Raw genomic sequence first — 18,215 nt, 5'->3', positions numbered from 1 at the left:
CACAAAGCCAAAAAGTTTTGAACATTATTAAAAAATAACTCAAAATTTATCATCATTTATAAATTTCAAACCACTTAATCACATAAATATTCTTACGGCACAACAAATTATGAGCAGAATTGAAGATAGAATTAGAGTATTAGTCGCTGAAAAAGGAATTACATTATTACAATTAGCAACATCGTCGAATATTACAGAAGCTACTTTGCACGCAATTTTAAATAGAAATGATGCAAAATACTCTCAATTGCAGAGAATTGCAGAAACTTTAGCGGTAAATGTGGCATATTTAGCAGGAGAAACTCCTCTTAAAAATATGTCCGCCATACAAGAAGCACAAACAGGTTATGTAATCATAAAAGCAGATGAAGTGATTGAAATGCAAAAGAAAATAATCGACCTTCAAGGACAATTATTACAAAGACTATAAAAAAAGCCCAAATTTGAAATTCAAATTTGGGCTTTTTTTATCTATTAAATCTATCTTTCAACTTTAACAATGGCGTTTCGATGTATCGAAATGACATTTCACATACCACAATTGTTAATAAAATAGCAGTAGGATATAGTATTAAATTGAAGGTTAGATGATTGATATTCTTACCCCAAAAATAATGTATTGAATTGATACAAAGCACAATAATAGCTGGGTGATAAATATAAATTCCGTAAGAAATTTTACCGAGATAATGAATAATTTTCTGTTCGAGATAAATAATTGAATTAGGATTTTGCGAAACATTCAGAATGAAAAAACAGAAGAAAAATCCGTAAAATTCCATATTGAATCCTGGAACATGAAAACCTGTGCATAACATCAACATTAAAATTGCATACACGATAATTTGAACATCTTTTCTGAATAAAATGGCTAATATTTTCTCCTTCTTTGTAAAAATCAAATACGCTCCTATTCCACCAATCATCATTGTCAAAATCCTGAATTGACTAAAAAACAAAGCTAAACCTTCTTGTATTTTAAACTTTGTTTCTTCTGATAAATCACTGATTTTGAAGACATAAAGCAATATTATTCCCAAAATTGCCAAAAATCCTCCTAATAATTTCAAGAAAGTTTTCAAGGGGTTTTTACTTTTTACAATCCAAGGCCAAATCGCATAAAATTGCTCCTCTATGCCTACTGACCACGTTTGAGCACATAAGTAAGGCGAACGAAAAAATACGAATCCTATATTGGGTAAAAACAATAAGAAAAAGGGTAAACGTTTGAAAAAATCAGCATCAAAATAATATTGGTCACGGAGCGGTTCATTGAAAATAGGAATGACAGGAAAAACGAAAAACCCTAATAAAACAATGATGAAATAAAGTGGCCAGATACGAAGAATTCGACGAATGTAAAAGTCTTTAGTTGAAATATCGCCCCGACGCTTTTTCTCACTTAATAACAAATACGTTATCAAAAAACCACTTAGCACGAAGAATAAACCAACGCCCAATTTTCCCATATTTTTGATAAAGAAATTGCCGTAATTATTCTCTAAACCCATCAAATATTTAATTTGCTCGGTGTGATGTATCAAAACAGAAAAAGCAGCGATAAAACGAACTCCGTTGAGATTGGGAAAATAAACTGGTTGATGAGGGTTTTGCATTATTTTTTATGTAGTGTCCTTTTATGGATTACAAAATTACGCTTCGTAACTTTGATTTCAAATTTTAATCCAACACAATGGAAAAACAGAAAAATAATCCCTTGCATGGTTTGACCTTAGAAACCATCGTTACGCACTTGGTAAACTATTATGGTTGGGAGGATTTAGGGAGTAGAATTAATATAAAATGCTTTAATGTTGACCCAAGTATTAAGTCGAGTTTGACTTTTTTACGTAAAAACCCTTGGGCAAGAGAAAAGGTAGAAGGTTTATATTTGAAAAGTTTAAGAGATATTGCTAAAGAGAATAAATAGTTATTGGTTATTGGTTATTGGTTATTGGTTATTGGTTATTGGTTATTGGTTATTGGTTATTGGTTATTGGTTATTGGTTATTGGTTATTGGTTATTGGTTATTGGTTATAAAAAAGTGCTTTTTGTAATTATAGATTCCCTAAATATCGCTTTTTTTCAAAAATATTACAAAAAATCAAGTAACCAATCCACCAATAACCAATCCACCAGTAACCAGTAACTAATTACAGCATTTTCAATCCAAGCGTCAATTGCCACAAATTACCTTTTTGAGAAAAATTGATATTTGATGAGTTCAGTCCTGCAATTTCTGACAAACTACCTTCATAACGTAAATCAACAGAAAGAGCACCAATATCTAAACCTCCACCTGCTTGATAACCATAAGCTGCATTTTTAAAAGATTCACCAAGATTACTCGAATATTTTTTCAAAGCCTCGTCCAATCCGTCACTTGATACAATAAATGATGCCATTGGGCCAGCATTCAAACGTAAAGGACCAAGTTTAAAGCCAATCAATAACGGTACATCAATACTTGAATAATCAATGGCTACCGTCTGAGAAGTTGAACCTGAAGTTGGCAAAATATTGATTTTACCCCCTTTTGCTGAAAAAATCAATTCTGGCTGTACGAAAAACTTATTCCCGATACGGGCATAAATACCTCCAACATATCCCGTTTTAGTATCCAAACTTTGTTGCAAATTATCTCCAAAAGACTGCGTTTTGAAGTCGGTTTTTAATTGAGAAAAATTTACACCTCCACGAATTCCCAATGAAAATTGAGAAAAAGATACATTCACTTTCGCAAATGCCAAGACAAAAAGAAAGGCTAACAGTTTTTTGTTCATATTGCTTATTTTTTATTTGTTGGCAAGATAACGTCATTCTATGGCTCTAATGTATCCGATTACTCAATAATTTGATATAATTTAGTATTCGGAGGGCATTTTGTAGGTATGAGGTAGTAGGTGAGGTGGTAGGTATGAGGTAGTAGTTATTCGTACAAGTTACCTACTACTTCATAACTAATACCTCATAACTAATAACTTATACCTCATAACTAATAACTTATACCTAAAAAATGGCTAAAGTAAAAACATCATTTTTTTGTCAAAATTGTGGACATCAAGTTCCCAAATGGTTGGGCAAATGTCCCTCTTGTGGCGAATGGAATACTTTTGTAGAAGAAGTTGTACAAAAAGATGAACCCACCAAAGGCTCTTGGAAAGTGACAACTTCGCTAAAAGTTGCTTCAAAACCACGTGCTATACAAGAAATAAATTTTGAAGAACAACCCCGAATTTTAACCAAAGATGCCGAACTAAATCGGGTGTTAGGCGGAGGAATCGTTTTGGGTTCTTTGATACTTATAGGCGGAGAACCTGGTATTGGGAAATCAACCTTAATGCTTCAAATTGCGTTGATGCTTGATAATTATCGGGTTTTGTATGTTTCGGGAGAAGAATCTGAGCAACAAATCAAGATGCGAGCAGAACGCTTGGAAAATAAAAGTGCCAATTGCTTTATTCTGACAGAAACGCAAACGCAAAACATTTTCAAGCAAATTGAAACATTTGAACCTGATATTTTGATAATTGACTCTATTCAAACACTACAATCTTCTTTCGTAGAATCGGGAGCGGGCAGTGTGTCGCAGGTTAAAGAATGTTCTGCTGAATTGATGAAATTTGCCAAAGAATCAGGTACGCCCGTTTTCATGATTGGACACATTACCAAAGACGGTTCATTGGCGGGTCCAAAAGTTTTGGAACACATGGTAGATACCGTTTTACAATTTGAAGGCGACCGTCATTTGGCGTACAGAATTTTGAGAACTACCAAAAATCGTTTCGGAAGCACCTCAGAATTAGGTATTTACGAAATGTTAAATTCAGGTTTGAGAGAAGTATCTAATCCTTCCGAAATCTTAATTTCACAACGAGACGAAGACTTTTCGGGTATTACCATCGGGGCAATGTTAGAAGGAAATCGTCCGCTTTTGATAGAAACACAGTCTTTAGTTTCGATTGCTACTTACGGAACACCACAACGAAGCTCAACAGGATTCGATGCCAAACGCTTGAATATGTTATTGGCAGTTTTAGAAAAACGAGGTGGTTTTCGTTTGGGAAATCAAGACGTATTTTTGAACATTGCAGGAGGTTTAAAAGTAGAAGACCCCGCTGTTGATTTGGCAGTTTGTGCCTCTATTGTTTCCTCTTACGAAGATTTGAGTATTCCGTCCACAATATGTTTTGCAGCAGAAGTTGGTTTGGGTGGAGAAATCAGAGCGGTAAATAGAATTGAACAACGTATTTCGGAAGCCGAAAAATTAGGGTTTAAAGAAATATGGATTTCGAAATTCAATGCAAAAGGTTTAGATACAAGCAATTACAAAATAAAAGTCAGAATGGCAGGAATGTTAGAAGATGTATTTATGCAGATTTTAAGGAAGTAGCAATTTATTATCACAATCAAAACCACTACCAAAATGTACATTTTCTATCTAATCATCGTCGTATTGGCATTTGTGATTAATATTTATTTATCAACCAGAACTCCCAAAGCAGACGGCGGAGAATCGGGCGTTGCTCCTGTGGTGCAAATGGTAATTGCCATTCCTATTTTTTTAGGTAGTTCGTTGATTTTCTTTCTTCTACACAATACGGAAATTGCCAAAGATTTCCCTGTAATTTTTATCTCGTTGCCTTTAATTTTAGAAATAGTTTATTTCACCTTTAGGAAAGATATTTTTAAAATTTTCAGTTCAGATTTTGGTGGAACTCTGATTCGTTCTTATGTTTCTTCCATTGGCTTGGCAACCATTATTGGGTATGTTTTGTATGTGATTTTTTAATAGACTTCCTGCAAAAGTATTTTATGATTGGAAAATGGTATATTTTCAAGCGAAAATAGCGAAAATTTTGAAAGCATAGCAGAGCTACGGTTGAAAAATTCTCGCTATTTGTAGCCGAAAAGATGGTGTTTTACGACTTAAAACACTTTCGCAGGAAGTCTAATGCTTAAAATCTACCGAGTTTACAAGCAATTTTCATCGAATGTTTGGGGTCGCTACTACGCCAAAAACTACTACCGTCAACTTTATGATACACAAATTTTAGGTTTAAATTCATGTCATCATTTTGCCACGAACTTTGGGTACTTTCAAACAAAGTAAAGTTTGGCAGTACCCTTTTCTTTTCATCGACAGGACTAAAATGAACAGCTAATTGATGAATATTATCGTCCTCTATATGTCCTGACACTGTGTATGCTTCCAAACCCAATTTACTTTTTACGTATGCAGTTCCATCAAAAATATTCTTTGCGTTTCTGGAACTTGCCCTTCTATGTTTTTTAAAAGTGAAGGCTTTTGCCCAACGTTCATCATCTGTTGTAGGCTCTACAATGGTTAGGGATAAATGTTTTTTAACACCGTTTGGGTCAATAAAATCACCTTCCCATTTACCGATGAGCAGTTTTTGATTGGTATCACGGCTATATGCCCAAGGACTTTGATAAAGGTCGTACCAATAACCACCATAAAATTTTAAGGCTACTATTAATAGCCAAAACGACAATATTCCGACGATTAAGAAGATAGTTTTGCGTGAATTTTTCATGTGAGGAAGATTATATTTCTGAATTTACAAAAAACTTCTTTAATCTTTTACCAAAGGACACTTTGGAGTATAACTTTTACATTAAATCTTTCTTTATTTTACTGAGTCTTTGAGTAGCTGTTTGTATTTTTGTTAAACTGTCAGAATTGGGAACAAATAAGGGAATTTGAGAGAATGATTGTCTACATAAAAGATTACATCCAAAAATTTATACTTTCACAAAAAATATCTGCTATGAAAACTTTAAAACTCCTCTTATTACTCTTATTTATTGCTCAAAATTTTGAAATAAAAGCTCAAAATGCTGATACAAGTCAAACAAATATTCGTCTTTTAAAAAGGGCAGGGCTTAGATTTATCGTTAAAATTGAAACAAATGAAGGAATCAGAAAGGGACTTTTGTATGCTGCTGATTCAAATGGAATTGTCATTTTAGATTCTCTCTATAAAAAACAATTTTATAATATTTCAACAATAAAATCACTTGTTATTAAGCGTAAGAACTCAATCGAGCATGGTTTTGCTTCGACATTTTTATTTATTGAAGGAATAGGCGTTAGTGCAGGCACGCTCTTATTTATCGGGGGAGTTTTTGCTGGAGAAGCCGCATACACTTTGCCTTACGCCATCTATATTGCCGCTTATATTGCTCCATTTGCTGTTGGTACAGCGGTGGTTATTGCTCTGGCAAGTGCCATCATTCCTGCTATAAAAATTGCTAAACTTACACCCGAAAAATACTTTAGAAAGCTCCGATTTATTAAACGTTCTACCCAAGAATATCTATTAAAAAAACATCCAAAGTCAAATAGATTAGTGGTGACTTATTGAATTTCACCGTATCGTCCTTACTATCAAATATGGAACTAAACTCACAACAACCCTTCGAGCTTACACCTTTTGAACTAACAAAAGATTATCTCGAAAAGATACAAACCGCTATTAGTCAGCAAGATAACGACCTTATCAAAACTGAGATGGAAGAACTGTATCCTGCGGATATTACCAATATCTTGTACGAGTTGAATGGGGAGGAGTCGCATTATTTAGTGCGACTATTGGACAAAAAGTTAGGGGCTGAAATTATCACCAATCTTGACTCTGACGACCGTAAAAAATTCCTTAAAAATTTTACGCCACAAGAAATTGCCGAATATGTAGATTTAGTAGATTCTGATGATGCCGTTGATATTTTGAACGAGCAACCAAAAGATATTTCTGAAGATATTGTAGGGCTTTTGAAGGATAAAGAACAAGCTCGGTTTGTCAATGATTTGATGCACTATGACGAAGATTCGGCAGGTGGTTTGATGCAAAAAGAATTGGTAAAAATCAACATCAAACAATCTGTCACTGAATGTGTTGAAGAGATAAGAAGACAAGCTGAAGACGTAGAAAATGTAACTGCAGTTTATGTGGTTGATGATGATATTATTTTGCAAGGAAGAGTATCATTGAAAAAAATCATTTTGGCAAAAAGAGGGTCAAAAATTGCAGATATTTATTCAGATGATATTGTTTCGGTAAAGACAACTGCAACTGGTGAAGAAGTAGCCGATGTGATGCAAAAATATGACCTTGATGCCGTGCCAGTCGTGAATATTCAAGGACGATTATTAGGCAGAATTACGATTGATGACGTGGTCGATTTCATCACAGAACAAGCTCAGGAAGACGTACAAGCAATGACTGGTATTTCGGAAGATGTGGAGGAAGATGATAGTGTTTGGAAATTGGTTCGTTCACGTTTACCTTGGTTAATTGGCGGTATGTGTGGGAGTTTTTTAGCAGCCAAATTAATTGATAATTTTGATGACAAACTTTCTACAATTCCTGCCATTGCAGCGTTTATTCCGCTTATTGGTTCAACAGGTGGCAATGTCGGAATTCAGTCATCATCAATAATTGTGCAAAGTTTGGCAGATAAATCGGGTATTGATATGCCTTTGGGTGAACGTCTTTTTAAGGTTTTAAAAGTAGCATTATTTAATGCCATTATTGCAGGACTTTTTGCTTTTGGTGGCTCTTTATTGGTGGATAGTGCTAACGTACTTTTGTCTTTAACTGTCTCATTATCACTATTTTCAGTTGTAATGTTAGCGTCCTTAATGGGAACTATTACGCCCTTAGTCTTGAACAAATTTGATATAAATCCTGCCATTGCTTCAGGTCCTTTTATCACCACCACCAACGACCTTTTAGGTTACGGAGTTTATTTGTTAATTGTTTATTTATTGATGTAAATGTACCACGATTCTCCAGAATCGTGACTTCGCTATTGGAATAAAAAACATTTTATACGATTCTGGAGAATCATACTACATTAGAAATGATTGCCGTAATTCAAAGAGTTTCAGAAGCATCTGTCAAAATTGATGGAAATATTAAAGCTACTATTCAATCAGGATTTTTAGTCCTTTTGGGCGTTACCCATACCGATACGCAAGAAGATATAGATTGGATTTCTAAGAAAATTGTAGGTATGCGGGTATTTTCCGATGAAGAAGGAAAAATGAATTTAGACCTTACAGCCATTAATGGAGATATTTTACTGATTAGCCAATTCACGCTTCACGCCAGTACAAAAAAGGGAAATAGACCCAGTTTTATTGAAGCGGCTCGACCAGAAATAGCAATCCCTTTGTATGAAAAAACAATTTTACAACTTGAAAAAGAATTAGGAAAGGCAATACAAACAGGTACATTTGGGGCAGATATGAAAGTTAGTTTGGTAAATGATGGGCCAGTTACCATCATTTTAGATTCTAAAAATAAAATATAAATGACAATAGAAGAAGCACAAAAAACGGTTGACGAATGGATTAAAACTGTTGGAGTTCGTTATTTTAATGAACTTACTAATATGGCAATGCTAACCGAAGAGGTAGGTGAGGTAGCCAGAATCATTGCCCGACGATACGGAGAACAGTCTGAAAAAGAATCCGACAAAGCGAAAGATTTGGGTGATGAAATGGCAGATGTATTATTTGTCTTAATTTGTCTCGCCAACCAAACAGGTATTGATTTAACAACGGCTTTGCAGAAAAATTTGGATAAGAAAACCAAACGTGATGCCACAAGACATTTGGAAAATACCAAACTACAATAACTTCAGTTTGTGATTGAGCGTAAAGTTGCTCAATCACAAACTATTGAATCACAATTTATCTTGGAATTTGTTTTTTCTCAACTTCTTTGGTCATTTTTTTGCCCAACTCTGCATCAATTTCAGGTTTTAGATAAACCGATAATTCATCAACTGTTGGATTTAGCTTTACAATAGCAGGATGCTGAGTATCAAACTCTCTATCACCAGAAATTGAATTATATTCAGTTTCAGAAAGTCCTCCTTGATTATTTGAATAATCATTAAACCGTACCGAAATATTTTTATTGTTCAACTTTCCCCCTTCCCAACTCACTATATTTCCGCCTAAGTCCCAGCCTAAACCAGTAATCGTAAAGTTCTTTCCATTTAATTCTATCACTTCCGACATCTTCATGCCCAATCTCAAGCCCTCTTTAGACTCCCAAACAGAAGTTGGAGCAACGTCACTCGTTTTGCTAAAACCTCCCTTTACCACTGCATCTTGAATTTTCTTATATTCTTCACCATCTTTCCAATAAATTTCTACTTCTTTAGACGTACTCGGAAAAAGTTTTGTAACCTTAAAATCACCATCGCCTGTTTGTACCAATGCTTCTTTTTGTACATTCTCAGCACCATATTTAGTTTCAAGCCCCTTTAAATCAGAACATTGCAAAACATCTTCAAGATACATCACCTCAGTAGCTTGTGCTGATGCACCGATAGAATCTTTTAAAACAACTTGTGTTGAGTCTTGAACAGTCTCAGTATTTTTCTTCTCAGAACAAGAAAGGAACATTCCTGAAAATAGAAAACCGTAAATAATTTTTTTCATGAAATTGATGGTTACAGATTATTATTAAGCATCAAAACTAATCAAAAAGGTTATCAAACACAATTTTAGCATATTAGTATCACCGACATCAAAGTGTTCATAATTAATTACACAACCTAAAGTCTGTGTTACTATTTGCTAATTTTTTAAGATATTTGTAAATCTATTTTCCAATAGATTTTATTATGAAATATTCCTTTTTAATTTTTGCTTTTCTGATTGGTAGCCAATTATTTGGACAAACTAACATTACTCATCAAAATCTTTATTGGACTCGCTATTACAATCAGCTTTCACTAAATTCAAAATTGACGTGGCATAATGAAGTTGATATACGGAGATTTATGGATAATAGCCGTCTCCATCACGTCATTGCCCACTCACATATTCACTATAAAATTACGCCAAATTTTGACATAGCGGCAGGAATTACGTATTCTAGACAAAGTCCACAATTTTCGGATGCTACTTCGACCTTAGTTATACCCGAAATTCGAACTTTTCAAGAAATAACGCAAAGTCAAACATTAGGAAAAAGAGTGACATTATCCCATCGTTTTAGATTGGATGAACGTTTTATTAGAAAAAATAATGGAATTGAACTTTTGGAGGGGTCAGATTTTAATTTTCGCTTTCGTTATCGTCCGCAATTAGTCATAAATCTGAGTAAATTGGAAAGTAAAACACAGACAAATCTAAAGATTGCAGACGAATTAATGGTCAATTTTGGAGGAGAAATTGTGTATAATCATTTCGACCAAAACCGTGTTTACATAGCCTTGGAGAAGGTTTTATCGAAGAATTTCTCGGTAGAAATGGGATATCTACATTGGTATCAACAGCGAGCGTCTGGAAAAGACTTTTTTGATAGAAATATTATGAGACTCACGATTTTACACAAAATGAAGCTTTAGTCTAACTTCAAAACCAAGCCATCATAAGCTAATTTAATGAACGCAGGCAACTCTTGTTCTACCTCTCGATGAAGTCCCATTTGGTGGCTAATATGAGTAAGATAGGCTTGTTCAGGAGCAATTTTTTCTAAAACTTCCACCGCTTCTGCCAAAGTATAATGAGAAAGATGTTTCTCTTTTCTTAATGCTCCCATCACAATTACTTTGCACCCTTCGAGCTTTTTCATCTCAATTTCAGAGATAAAATTCACATCGGTAACATACGCAAAATCATGTACACGAAAACCAAATACTGGCAATTTCATGTGCATCACTTCAATAGGCGTAAAGGTTACTCCTTCTACTTGAAATGGCTCATTAATAATTTCATTAAGCGTAATTTGGGGAGTTCCAGGATATTTAATTTCGGTGAATGCGTAATGAAATTCTTGCTTAATTTGCTCTAAAACGTGTTTTCTTGCGTAAATAGGCATATCACGTTTCTGAAAAAAATTATACGCTCTTACATCATCAAGTCCAGCGGTATGGTCTTTGTGTTCATGCGTAAACAGAATAGCATCCAGATTATTGACCCTTTCACGAAGCATTTGTTGACGAAAGTCTGGACCAGTATCAACGACAAATCTCTTTCCATCTACCTCAATATGAATGGAAACTCGAAGTCTTTTATCTCGAAAATCAAGGGATTGGCAAACCTCGCATCCGCAGGCAATTACGGGAACGCCCTGCGATGTACCAGTGCCTAAGAAGGTGATTTGCATAATAGGGGTTAGGGGTTGGGCTTTAGGCATTAGAGATGAGTAAATTACTATTCCCTAAAACCTAAAACCAAACACCTAAAAATTATTCAGTTAAAGCTTTTACTTGTGCTACAAGAGCATCAAAGTTGAGAGGTTTTGCTAACATATCATCGAAACCAGCTTCTTTGAAATCTTCCATAGAATAGTTACGAGCATTACCAGTAATAGCAATCATTGGTAATTTTGCTTTTTTCTCATCTTTCAAATTACGTACTGTTTTCGCACACTCCATTCCGTCCATTACAGGCATATTGATGTCAAGCAAAAGAATATCAAAATCCTCTTTATCAAGAGCATCTAAAACTTGTTGACCGTTCTTGACAGAATGAATCTCAAAATTTTGGAACTCCAATATTTTTTTAGCAAGGTTTTGGATAACTGAGCTATCTTCGGCAATTAAGACTTTTTTCATATTAAACTTAAAATTGATTATTGTGGTAAAGATAAGAAACCGCAATCAATTATTTGCAAGAGTTTCTGAGTTTAAAGTTTTTGAGTTTAAATTTCTACATTTTTCACTTAAAACAACAATTGAGAAAGCTCATTATTCCAAGATTTTACTCATTCTTACTCACTAATTGCTGTTCATAAAGTATTAAACAAGGAATATCTACCATTTTTACTTCTCCATGTAGCCCAAGAGTTCGCAGGCGGTTTTCAATAGAGTCAGGATAATTTTGAAACCAATCTAAATCAATCACTGTCGCATCATCAAGTCCAGATTCGTTGATTACTGACAAATTATCCACCAGTTGAGGATTGCTTTCAAAATAGTTCATTAAGTCTCTGATAGTCAAACCCTTTTGAGTAATACCAATGCTATCTTTACTGGCAATTGCTCCTATTAAATCAGACTTTTGAAGGGCAAACACTTTTTGATTTCGAATTTCCATTTTTGATTTCAATGGAAAAAGTAATTCCAATTGTTGCACACCAACTTCACGAATGGTTTTACCAATAAAATCAGGAATATTCAAATCCAAACAAAACATATTTTGAGGTTCAAAAGAATATTTGCTTGGGTCATTTACATCCAAAATAACTCTACTCGTTTTTTGGTCGTACAAAATTTGATACATTAACGAAATTGGACAATTCACAAAACGGTATTCAGAAGAGGATTCTTTAATAAATTCAGTAGTACGTCCTTCCTTAAAATTTGAAAACTCTATTTTATAAATTTGACTTTTAGGTTTATGAACAATAATTGGTTCATTATCAGATTGTCTTTTTGTACTCAACGACGTTTCCGATTGTGAATAAGATGCTTCCTGATATTCATGTTTCATCGTAAATTCTACGGGCTCACGATTTATCATTTTGCCAATCACAAATTGGTCAACTTCATCAGGCGAAGTAAAAGCACGAACAACACCCGTTTGGTCAATCACTACTGTATGCGGAATAAAATGGTGGTAAAACATATCATTTAATTTCCTTCCCCAGTCCATGGCAAAAGAAATATGTTTAAAACCACGTTTGGCGATAAAAGCATCAACTTTATCTCGGTTTTCTTCTGAAACTGCTACAAATTTAACGGCATTACCAAATTGAGCTTGTAGTTTGTCAAAATGTTTGAGCGACGGAATACAAGGCGAACAGTATGTAGCCCAAAATTCTATTACGACAATTTTACCACGAAGTTCTTTGAGGGAAATATTCTTTTCGTTACCATTGGAAGTAATAACAGACATGGTAAAATCTGGACAAACATTCCCTAAAGTTGGCGGGTCAGTTTGTGCCATAAAGGTTTGTGCAAAAACAGAATTTGTAAGGATTACAAAAGCTACAATCAGTAGTTTTTTCATATTTATAAAGATTAGGACTATCATAAAACTATTTGTCCTAAAATCATGCCGTTTTGGTAGTTAGTATTTCAATTCGTTAGAAGAACGTTTATGACGTGTGATTTATAACGATTGCTTATCATAAAATTAGCTATTTTTGAAGAATGAATAAAACTTTAACCTGATTATTTAAAATGCTTTTAAAACAAAAAATCGTCTGAAACAATTCAGACGATTTCGTAAATACTTATTGATAATCAAGTAATTATTTTACAGTAAAAGGAACTTTCACTTTATCCCAAGCTAAAGTTACTACACCAGAATTTTCAGCTTTGATAGTGAAACGTTCTGTCATTTCATTCGCTTCTGGTTTTGCGGTTACTCTTAAAGCATCGTCAGCTTCTTTATAGCCATACGCACCCCATTGTTTCACTGTTTTATTGAAAATGATAGTCCATTCTTTTTCTCCAGGAATTGTAAAAAGAGCATATTTACCAGCTTTTAAAGCTTTTCCATTGATGGTTACGTCTTTACTTACTTCAAATGTTGTAGCATCGTTTGCTCCTGTACGCCAAACTTTGCCGAAAGGTGCAAGGTCACCTGCCCATACGTTACGACCTTTCACTGCTGGTTGGTGATAACTCACCGTTACAGTTGCTCCGTCAACAGTTGCCGTAGCTTTTGCAGGAGGTGAAGGCATTTTTGATGCGTCTTTGCTCATGTCATGTTGAGCGTTGCCGATGAAAGCAGAAAAAATAAGCGTTGTTAATAAAAGTAATTTTTTCATTTTTGTAAATGGATTTTGTTGTAGCCATATTAAAAAAAATATTCTTTCAATATGAATGATTTGATATTTTTTAGGAATTTTAAGTTCCAAATACATAACGAAAAAACCGCTAAGAAGTTTCATTGAGACATAAAAAATCCCTCAAATGTTGGTTTGAGGGATTTTTATATTTTGTTTATAGTTTACAGACTGAAGTCTGTGTTACTAATTAAAAAAATCTTTCATTTTCTCAAAGAAGTTCTTGTCGTTCTTGTTAGGTTTTGGATGGAAATTCGCTGAATCTCTCATTTTTTCTAACATTTCAGTTTCTTCTTTGGTCAAACTTTTTGGAGTCCACAGATTCACGTGAATTAACTCATCTCCTACTCCGTAGCCGTTCAATTCTTTAATTCCTTTTCCTTTCAGACGTAAGATTTTTCCTGCCTGTGTACCTGCTTCAATCGTAATACGAGCTTTGCCTCCGATTGTTGGTACTTCTACGGTTGTTCCTAAAGCGGCATCTGCAAAGTTCAGGTGCAAGTCATAAATTACGTTTGTACCGTCACGGTGCAATACTTCGTCTGGTTCCTCTTCAATGACAATCAATAAATCTCCCGCAACGCCTCCACGTGGTGGCACGTTTCCTTTGCCCGACATCGACAACTGCATACTGTCGGCAACGCCCGCAGGAATTTTGATTGGGATAATTTCTTCTTCTAATACACGACCTTCGCCAAAACAAGCCTCACAACGAGTTTTGATTTGTTTTCCTTCGCCATTACACGTCGGACACGGTGAAGTTGTCACCATTTGTCCCAACATGGTTTGTTGAACTCTACGAACTTGTCCCGCACCACCACAAGTTTGGCAAGTGCTTAATTCTGTACCGTTTTTAGCACCGTTTCCGCTACAAGACTTACAAGTAACATGACGTTTTACTTTAATTTTTTTCTCAACACCGTTAGCAACTTCCTCAAGATTTAATTTGAGTTTAATTCTAAGGTCAGAGCCTTTACGTCTGCGTTGTTGCTGACCTCCGCCACCACCACCAAAGAAACTACCAAATGGGCTACCGTCACCACCACCGAAAATATCTCCAAACTGACTGAAAATATCATCCATGTTCATACTCTGTCCACCGTAGCCACCACCACCTGCGGCTCCGCCCATACCAGCGTGTCCGAAACGGTCGTATTGAGCTTTTTTCTTCGCATCAGACAAAACCTCATAAGCCTCAGCAGCTTCCTTGAATTTATCTTCCGCTGTTTTGTCTCCTGGGTTTTTATCAGGGTGAAATTTTATCGCCATCTTGCGATAAGCTTTCTTTATTTCTTCTTCCGAAGCAGATTTTGCAATCTCTAATACTTCGTAATAATCTCTTTTTGCCATAATTTTATTAGTGAATAGATAATAGAGAACAGATGATAAAGGAAAATTAAGTCAAATTCTTTTCTTTCACCGTACAATCTATTCTCTGTAATCTATAATCTAATCTCTATAATCTAATTTGCTACTACAACTTTCGCAAAGCGAATAACTTTATCGTTTAAATAATATCCTTTTTCAACAACATCAAAAACTTTTCCTTTGTCATCCTCAGTTGGAGCAGGGAATTGCGTAATTGCTTCGTGTATATCAGCGTTGAAAACTTCGCCTTTGGCATCCATTGGTTTTAATCCTTTAGATGAAAGCGTATTACTTAACTTATTAAAAATCAAGTGAACTCCTTCTGATATTTCACCTTCCTGAGCGTTTGCAGTTGCTCTTTCGATATCATCAATGACAGGTAAAATATCTACAATAACTTTTTCCGAAGCCGACTGAATCATCTCTAATTTCTCTTTGGCAGTACGCTTACGGAAGTTATCAAAATCTGAATAAAGACGTAAATATTTGTCCTTCAATTCAGCTACTTCTATTTTTAATTTTTCGGCTTCAGATAACTCTGGTTCAGCCTCTATCGGTGTTTCTTCTGAAACATTGTCAGTTTCTGGCGTGATTACTTGTTCTTCTACTGATAATTCGTCTTTATTTTCCATTTTCAATGCACTTTTCGCTTTGTTTTTGTACTTTCCTAATATGTTCAAAAGTTTTGCCATTTCCGTTTTCCTGTCAGATTGACAGATTTAGTCTGTAAAATTACAGATTAGTTGGCAGATATGTGTAAAAAGGTTTGTATCACATACTTTAGTCTGTATCTGAATGTTTTTTTTTAGTTACAGACTGAAGTCTGTGTTACTAAACCAACTCTTCAGCTAAAGCAACCGTCCAATTATCAAAAAGGTTTTTCTCAATTTCACAAGCTTTTTCTGCATGGTTCTGCCAGTCTTCCGAGAAGTTCTTTAACTGATAAATCATCTCGGCTAAATGCCCTTCTTCTTCAACAATTATTGACTTTACATTTACCTTTGAACCTACTTCGTCTAATGCATCTTGGTAGATTGGATAAAGTTCATCCGCCCGTACTTCAATAGCATAAGTAACCAGTAAATATGCCGCATATTTGAGGTCATTCCCAGCGAGTTTCAATGTTTGTTTCAAGTATCTACAAACATGAATATCAAGGCTATGCAAATAAGTATAGCTGGCAAAAGGAGCAACTAAATACGCATTTTCGTAAGTTGGGAAGTTTTCAATTTTATCAACTTTTTGAATTTGTTTTTTGAGATAAAATGCGTGTCGAGCTTCTTCTGAAGCGTGTTTTAGAATAAGATAAGAAACCTTAGTTTTATCTTCAGAAGCCGAGATTTTTCTGGCTCCCGTATTTTCCATGAGCGATAGTGTATTTAAAAATCGAGCATGAAGAGAATCATCTGCGATGATGTTTTGGAATATTTCTTGTAAATTCATAACTCAAAAGTAATTCTATGTTTTTGAATGCGTTTTCTAATCTTGAATTATTCAAAAATATTATTAAAATTATGCAATTACACTACGTAACATACTCCCCTGAAGAACTCAATGAAGTAAAAAAAGTCTTTATTGAGTACGCTGAATTCTTACAGGTTGATTTATGTTTTCAAGGTTTTGAACAAGAATTACAAACGCTCCATAAAGTTTATAACCCTCCACAAGGTTGTATTATTTTAGCAAAAGAAGATAATGAAGTATTGGGCTGTATTGCTCTAAAACCAATAGGAGAAGGTGTTTGCGAAATGAAACGTTTGTACGTAAAACCCCAAACCAGAGGAACTGGATTAGGACGAAAATTAGTCGTTGAACTTATTCGTTTTGCCAAAGAGTCAGGTTATAATACTATGAAATTAGATACTTTAACGACCCTCGAAAGTGCTATAAAACTCTATCGTTCAATGGGTTTTGTTACGACCAATGCCTATGTCTATAATCCATTAGACGAAGTTTTATATTTTGAATTATCACTCTGATTTTTTATTTATTTTCATTTTTATAATCAAACAAAAGGCAGTTGAAATGCCCTTAAATTAACAACCAACTAATTGTTTTATGAGAATTCCTACTTTTTTAAAACTCACCACTATCATTGTTTTACTTGCCTGTGGGTCGTGGGGTTTTTTAGCACACAAAACCATCCATCAAATTGCGATTTATTCACTTCCCAAAAAACTTCAAGGCTTTTTCTTTAAAAATGTTGATTATATCGTGTACAATTCGGTACGTCCAGATGTGAGACGCAAAGATGACCCAAGCGAAGCAACCAAGCATTTTATAGATATTGATGCACCCATTTTTGGAGAAAATTCTATTGAGACAATGCCACGTACTTGGGAAGAGGCATCTCAAAAATATACGGCTGATACACTTCGTAAATATGGCACTGTACCTTGGGAAATCATGAAATTGCAAGCAAAATTGACAAATGCTTTCCGTAACAAACTGAAAGACAGCATTTTATTTTATTCGGCAGATTTAGGACATTATATTGCAGATGCTCATGTTCCTTTGCACACTACAATAAATTATGATGGACAAATGACTAATCAGCGTGGTTTGCACTCACTTTGGGAAAGTACCGTTCCTGAGATGAATATTGACAATTATAATTTGTATCAAGCTCACAAAGCTAAATATATCAAAAATCCTTTGGCTGAAATTTGGGTGAAAATTAGAGAATCTAAACTGATGTTAGATAAAGTTTTGGCAGATGAAATTAAAGCGTCTGAAGGCTTTTCGGAAGAACGAAAATTTAAACGTTCAGAGAGATTTGGAGCCATTAGAAAGAATTATTCGGGTGAATTTGCGAAGGCTTATGCAGAGAAATTAGGCACAACAGTCAACGAAAGAATGTTGGATGCTTCAAAAACGGTTGCTGACTTTTGGTTCACGGCTTGGGTTGATGCTGGCTGTCCAGATTTATCTGATTTACAAACGTTGAGCGACGACGATAAACTAAAACTTAAAGCTGAAAAGAAGGCTTGGAAAAATAACGAACTGATTTCTAAAGGTTTACTTCAATCACGTAAAGGAAAAAGCGAAGGAGAGTAATT

At 34.7% G+C, this 18,215-nt stretch carries 23 protein-coding genes; 12 read left to right on the top strand and 11 right to left on the bottom strand.

What is annotated here, in order from left to right:
• The first annotated feature begins 109 nt into the window (after nucleotides 1-109).
• Entirely contained in the window at nucleotides 110-430 is a 321-nt protein-coding gene (locus VB796_RS12175; protein WP_323346819.1) for a helix-turn-helix transcriptional regulator, read from the top strand.
• Nucleotides 431-467: 37 nt separating this feature from the next.
• Here VB796_RS12175 and VB796_RS12170 read toward each other — a convergent pair whose 3' ends face one another.
• Nucleotides 468-1,616, bottom strand: a complete 1,149-nt coding sequence (locus VB796_RS12170) for an acyltransferase (protein WP_323346818.1) — start codon at nucleotides 1,614-1,616, stop codon at nucleotides 468-470.
• A gap of 77 nt (nucleotides 1,617-1,693) precedes the next feature.
• Between VB796_RS12170 and VB796_RS12165 the strand changes: the two genes are divergently transcribed.
• Nucleotides 1,694-1,930, top strand: coding sequence for a VF530 family protein (locus tag VB796_RS12165; protein WP_323346817.1), 237 nt, complete (start codon nucleotides 1,694-1,696; stop codon nucleotides 1,928-1,930).
• Nucleotides 1,911-2,150 carry a hypothetical protein gene (locus tag VB796_RS12160; RefSeq protein WP_323346816.1) on the top strand — a complete coding sequence of 80 codons (240 nt, stop codon included), beginning with the start codon at nucleotides 1,911-1,913 and terminating at the stop codon, nucleotides 2,148-2,150. Before VB796_RS12165 ends, VB796_RS12160 begins: the two co-directional genes overlap by 20 nt.
• 4 nt (nucleotides 2,151-2,154) lie before the next feature.
• Here the strand turns inward: VB796_RS12160 and VB796_RS12155 are convergent, their stop codons facing one another.
• The gene (locus tag VB796_RS12155; protein WP_323346815.1) at nucleotides 2,155-2,784 is read right to left on the bottom strand and encodes a porin family protein; all 630 of its coding nucleotides are present in this window, start codon (nucleotides 2,782-2,784) and stop codon (nucleotides 2,155-2,157) included.
• A 233-nt stretch (nucleotides 2,785-3,017) separates the two neighbouring features.
• Here VB796_RS12155 and radA point away from each other — a divergent pair, with 233 nt between their 5' ends.
• Both radA and VB796_RS12145 read left to right on the top strand, forming a co-directional pair.
• Nucleotides 3,018-4,394, top strand: a complete 1,377-nt coding sequence (gene radA / locus VB796_RS12150; RefSeq protein ID WP_323346814.1) for a DNA repair protein RadA — start codon at nucleotides 3,018-3,020, stop codon at nucleotides 4,392-4,394.
• A 33-nt stretch (nucleotides 4,395-4,427) separates the two neighbouring features.
• Nucleotides 4,428-4,793, top strand: coding sequence for a hypothetical protein (locus VB796_RS12145; protein ID WP_323346813.1), 366 nt, complete (start codon nucleotides 4,428-4,430; stop codon nucleotides 4,791-4,793).
• Nucleotides 4,794-4,959: 166 nt separating this feature from the next.
• Here the strand turns inward: VB796_RS12145 and VB796_RS12140 are convergent, their stop codons facing one another.
• The gene (locus VB796_RS12140; protein WP_323346812.1) at nucleotides 4,960-5,559 is read right to left on the bottom strand and encodes a hypothetical protein; all 600 of its coding nucleotides are present in this window, start codon (nucleotides 5,557-5,559) and stop codon (nucleotides 4,960-4,962) included.
• Nucleotides 5,560-5,793: 234 nt separating this feature from the next.
• Between VB796_RS12140 and VB796_RS12135 the strand changes: the two genes are divergently transcribed.
• From VB796_RS12135 to VB796_RS12120, 4 genes are all read left to right on the top strand, one after another.
• Nucleotides 5,794-6,390 (top strand): hypothetical protein, encoded by a 597-nt coding sequence (locus VB796_RS12135; RefSeq protein ID WP_323346811.1) that lies wholly within the window; start codon nucleotides 5,794-5,796, stop codon nucleotides 6,388-6,390.
• A gap of 29 nt (nucleotides 6,391-6,419) precedes the next feature.
• On the top strand, nucleotides 6,420-7,802 hold the full coding sequence (gene mgtE / locus VB796_RS12130; protein ID WP_323346810.1) for a magnesium transporter: 1,383 nt from the start codon (nucleotides 6,420-6,422) through the stop codon (nucleotides 7,800-7,802).
• Between the two features lie 86 nt (nucleotides 7,803-7,888).
• The gene (dtd, locus tag VB796_RS12125; protein WP_323346809.1) at nucleotides 7,889-8,341 is read left to right on the top strand and encodes a D-aminoacyl-tRNA deacylase; all 453 of its coding nucleotides are present in this window, start codon (nucleotides 7,889-7,891) and stop codon (nucleotides 8,339-8,341) included.
• Nucleotides 8,342-8,668, top strand: a complete 327-nt coding sequence (locus VB796_RS12120) for a nucleotide pyrophosphohydrolase (protein WP_323346808.1) — start codon at nucleotides 8,342-8,344, stop codon at nucleotides 8,666-8,668.
• Between the two features lie 55 nt (nucleotides 8,669-8,723).
• Here the strand turns inward: VB796_RS12120 and VB796_RS12115 are convergent, their stop codons facing one another.
• Nucleotides 8,724-9,482, bottom strand: a complete 759-nt coding sequence (locus VB796_RS12115) for a hypothetical protein (RefSeq protein ID WP_323346807.1) — start codon at nucleotides 9,480-9,482, stop codon at nucleotides 8,724-8,726.
• Between the two features lie 185 nt (nucleotides 9,483-9,667).
• On the opposite strand from VB796_RS12115, the gene VB796_RS12110 reads away from it, so the two are divergent.
• Complete coding sequence (locus tag VB796_RS12110; RefSeq protein WP_323346806.1) at nucleotides 9,668-10,396, top strand: DUF2490 domain-containing protein; 729 nt, start codon at nucleotides 9,668-9,670, stop codon at nucleotides 10,394-10,396.
• Here VB796_RS12110 and VB796_RS12105 read toward each other — a convergent pair.
• The 7 genes from VB796_RS12105 to VB796_RS12075 form a co-directional block, all read right to left on the bottom strand.
• Nucleotides 10,393-11,157: an MBL fold metallo-hydrolase gene (locus VB796_RS12105; RefSeq protein ID WP_323346805.1), complete on the bottom strand. Its 765-nt coding sequence runs from the start codon at nucleotides 11,155-11,157 to the stop codon at nucleotides 10,393-10,395. The genes VB796_RS12110 and VB796_RS12105 overlap by 4 nt on opposite strands.
• 82 nt (nucleotides 11,158-11,239) lie before the next feature.
• Nucleotides 11,240-11,608: a response regulator gene (locus VB796_RS12100; RefSeq protein WP_109745228.1), complete on the bottom strand. Its 369-nt coding sequence runs from the start codon at nucleotides 11,606-11,608 to the stop codon at nucleotides 11,240-11,242.
• 145 nt (nucleotides 11,609-11,753) lie between these two features.
• Nucleotides 11,754-13,004, bottom strand: a complete 1,251-nt coding sequence (locus tag VB796_RS12095; protein WP_323346804.1) for a TlpA disulfide reductase family protein — start codon at nucleotides 13,002-13,004, stop codon at nucleotides 11,754-11,756.
• A 244-nt stretch (nucleotides 13,005-13,248) separates the two neighbouring features.
• Nucleotides 13,249-13,770: a DUF2911 domain-containing protein gene (locus VB796_RS12090; RefSeq protein WP_323346803.1), complete on the bottom strand. Its 522-nt coding sequence runs from the start codon at nucleotides 13,768-13,770 to the stop codon at nucleotides 13,249-13,251.
• Between the two features lie 204 nt (nucleotides 13,771-13,974).
• Nucleotides 13,975-15,141 carry a molecular chaperone DnaJ gene (dnaJ, locus tag VB796_RS12085; protein ID WP_323347002.1) on the bottom strand — a complete coding sequence of 389 codons (1,167 nt, stop codon included), beginning with the start codon at nucleotides 15,139-15,141 and terminating at the stop codon, nucleotides 13,975-13,977.
• 110 nt (nucleotides 15,142-15,251) lie between these two features.
• The gene (locus VB796_RS12080; RefSeq protein WP_323346802.1) at nucleotides 15,252-15,848 is read right to left on the bottom strand and encodes a nucleotide exchange factor GrpE; all 597 of its coding nucleotides are present in this window, start codon (nucleotides 15,846-15,848) and stop codon (nucleotides 15,252-15,254) included.
• 139 nt (nucleotides 15,849-15,987) lie between these two features.
• On the bottom strand, nucleotides 15,988-16,599 hold the full coding sequence (locus VB796_RS12075) for a hypothetical protein (RefSeq protein WP_323346801.1): 612 nt from the start codon (nucleotides 16,597-16,599) through the stop codon (nucleotides 15,988-15,990).
• A 71-nt stretch (nucleotides 16,600-16,670) separates the two neighbouring features.
• On the opposite strand from VB796_RS12075, the gene VB796_RS12070 reads away from it, so the two are divergent.
• Both VB796_RS12070 and VB796_RS12065 read left to right on the top strand, forming a co-directional pair.
• Nucleotides 16,671-17,135, top strand: a complete 465-nt coding sequence (locus VB796_RS12070) for a GNAT family N-acetyltransferase (protein WP_323346800.1) — start codon at nucleotides 16,671-16,673, stop codon at nucleotides 17,133-17,135.
• Nucleotides 17,136-17,214: 79 nt separating this feature from the next.
• On the top strand, nucleotides 17,215-18,213 hold the full coding sequence (locus VB796_RS12065; RefSeq protein WP_323346799.1) for a zinc dependent phospholipase C family protein: 999 nt from the start codon (nucleotides 17,215-17,217) through the stop codon (nucleotides 18,211-18,213).
• Nucleotides 18,214-18,215 lie beyond the last annotated feature (2 nt).

Source organism: Arcicella sp. LKC2W, from assembly GCF_034931005.1.
GTDB lineage: Bacteria > Bacteroidota > Bacteroidia > Cytophagales > Spirosomataceae > Arcicella.
This window is presented reverse-complemented; position numbering and strand designations above follow the sequence as displayed.

Excerpts from the sequence above, each read along its gene's own strand:
- VB796_RS12175 (WP_323346819.1), top strand. The coding sequence starts at position 110 with ATGAGCAGAATTGAAGATAGAATTAGAGTATTAGTCGCTGAAAAAGGA.
- VB796_RS12170 (WP_323346818.1), bottom strand. The coding sequence starts at position 1,616 with ATGCAAAACCCTCATCAACCAGTTTATTTTCCCAATCTCAACGGAGTT.
- VB796_RS12165 (WP_323346817.1), top strand. The coding sequence starts at position 1,694 with ATGGAAAAACAGAAAAATAATCCCTTGCATGGTTTGACCTTAGAAACC.
- VB796_RS12155 (WP_323346815.1), bottom strand. The coding sequence starts at position 2,784 with ATGAACAAAAAACTGTTAGCCTTTCTTTTTGTCTTGGCATTTGCGAAA.
- radA (WP_323346814.1), top strand. The coding sequence starts at position 3,018 with ATGGCTAAAGTAAAAACATCATTTTTTTGTCAAAATTGTGGACATCAA.
- VB796_RS12145 (WP_323346813.1), top strand. The coding sequence starts at position 4,428 with ATGTACATTTTCTATCTAATCATCGTCGTATTGGCATTTGTGATTAAT.
- VB796_RS12140 (WP_323346812.1), bottom strand. The coding sequence starts at position 5,559 with ATGAAAAATTCACGCAAAACTATCTTCTTAATCGTCGGAATATTGTCG.
- VB796_RS12135 (WP_323346811.1), top strand. The coding sequence starts at position 5,794 with ATGAAAACTTTAAAACTCCTCTTATTACTCTTATTTATTGCTCAAAAT.
- mgtE (WP_323346810.1), top strand. The coding sequence starts at position 6,420 with ATGGAACTAAACTCACAACAACCCTTCGAGCTTACACCTTTTGAACTA.
- dtd (WP_323346809.1), top strand. The coding sequence starts at position 7,889 with ATGATTGCCGTAATTCAAAGAGTTTCAGAAGCATCTGTCAAAATTGAT.
- VB796_RS12120 (WP_323346808.1), top strand. The coding sequence starts at position 8,342 with ATGACAATAGAAGAAGCACAAAAAACGGTTGACGAATGGATTAAAACT.
- VB796_RS12115 (WP_323346807.1), bottom strand. The coding sequence starts at position 9,482 with ATGAAAAAAATTATTTACGGTTTTCTATTTTCAGGAATGTTCCTTTCT.
- VB796_RS12110 (WP_323346806.1), top strand. The coding sequence starts at position 9,668 with ATGAAATATTCCTTTTTAATTTTTGCTTTTCTGATTGGTAGCCAATTA.
- VB796_RS12105 (WP_323346805.1), bottom strand. The coding sequence starts at position 11,157 with ATGCAAATCACCTTCTTAGGCACTGGTACATCGCAGGGCGTTCCCGTA.
- VB796_RS12100 (WP_109745228.1), bottom strand. The coding sequence starts at position 11,608 with ATGAAAAAAGTCTTAATTGCCGAAGATAGCTCAGTTATCCAAAACCTT.
- VB796_RS12095 (WP_323346804.1), bottom strand. The coding sequence starts at position 13,004 with ATGAAAAAACTACTGATTGTAGCTTTTGTAATCCTTACAAATTCTGTT.
- VB796_RS12090 (WP_323346803.1), bottom strand. The coding sequence starts at position 13,770 with ATGAAAAAATTACTTTTATTAACAACGCTTATTTTTTCTGCTTTCATC.
- VB796_RS12080 (WP_323346802.1), bottom strand. The coding sequence starts at position 15,848 with ATGGCAAAACTTTTGAACATATTAGGAAAGTACAAAAACAAAGCGAAA.
- VB796_RS12075 (WP_323346801.1), bottom strand. The coding sequence starts at position 16,599 with ATGAATTTACAAGAAATATTCCAAAACATCATCGCAGATGATTCTCTT.
- VB796_RS12070 (WP_323346800.1), top strand. The coding sequence starts at position 16,671 with ATGCAATTACACTACGTAACATACTCCCCTGAAGAACTCAATGAAGTA.
- VB796_RS12065 (WP_323346799.1), top strand. The coding sequence starts at position 17,215 with ATGAGAATTCCTACTTTTTTAAAACTCACCACTATCATTGTTTTACTT.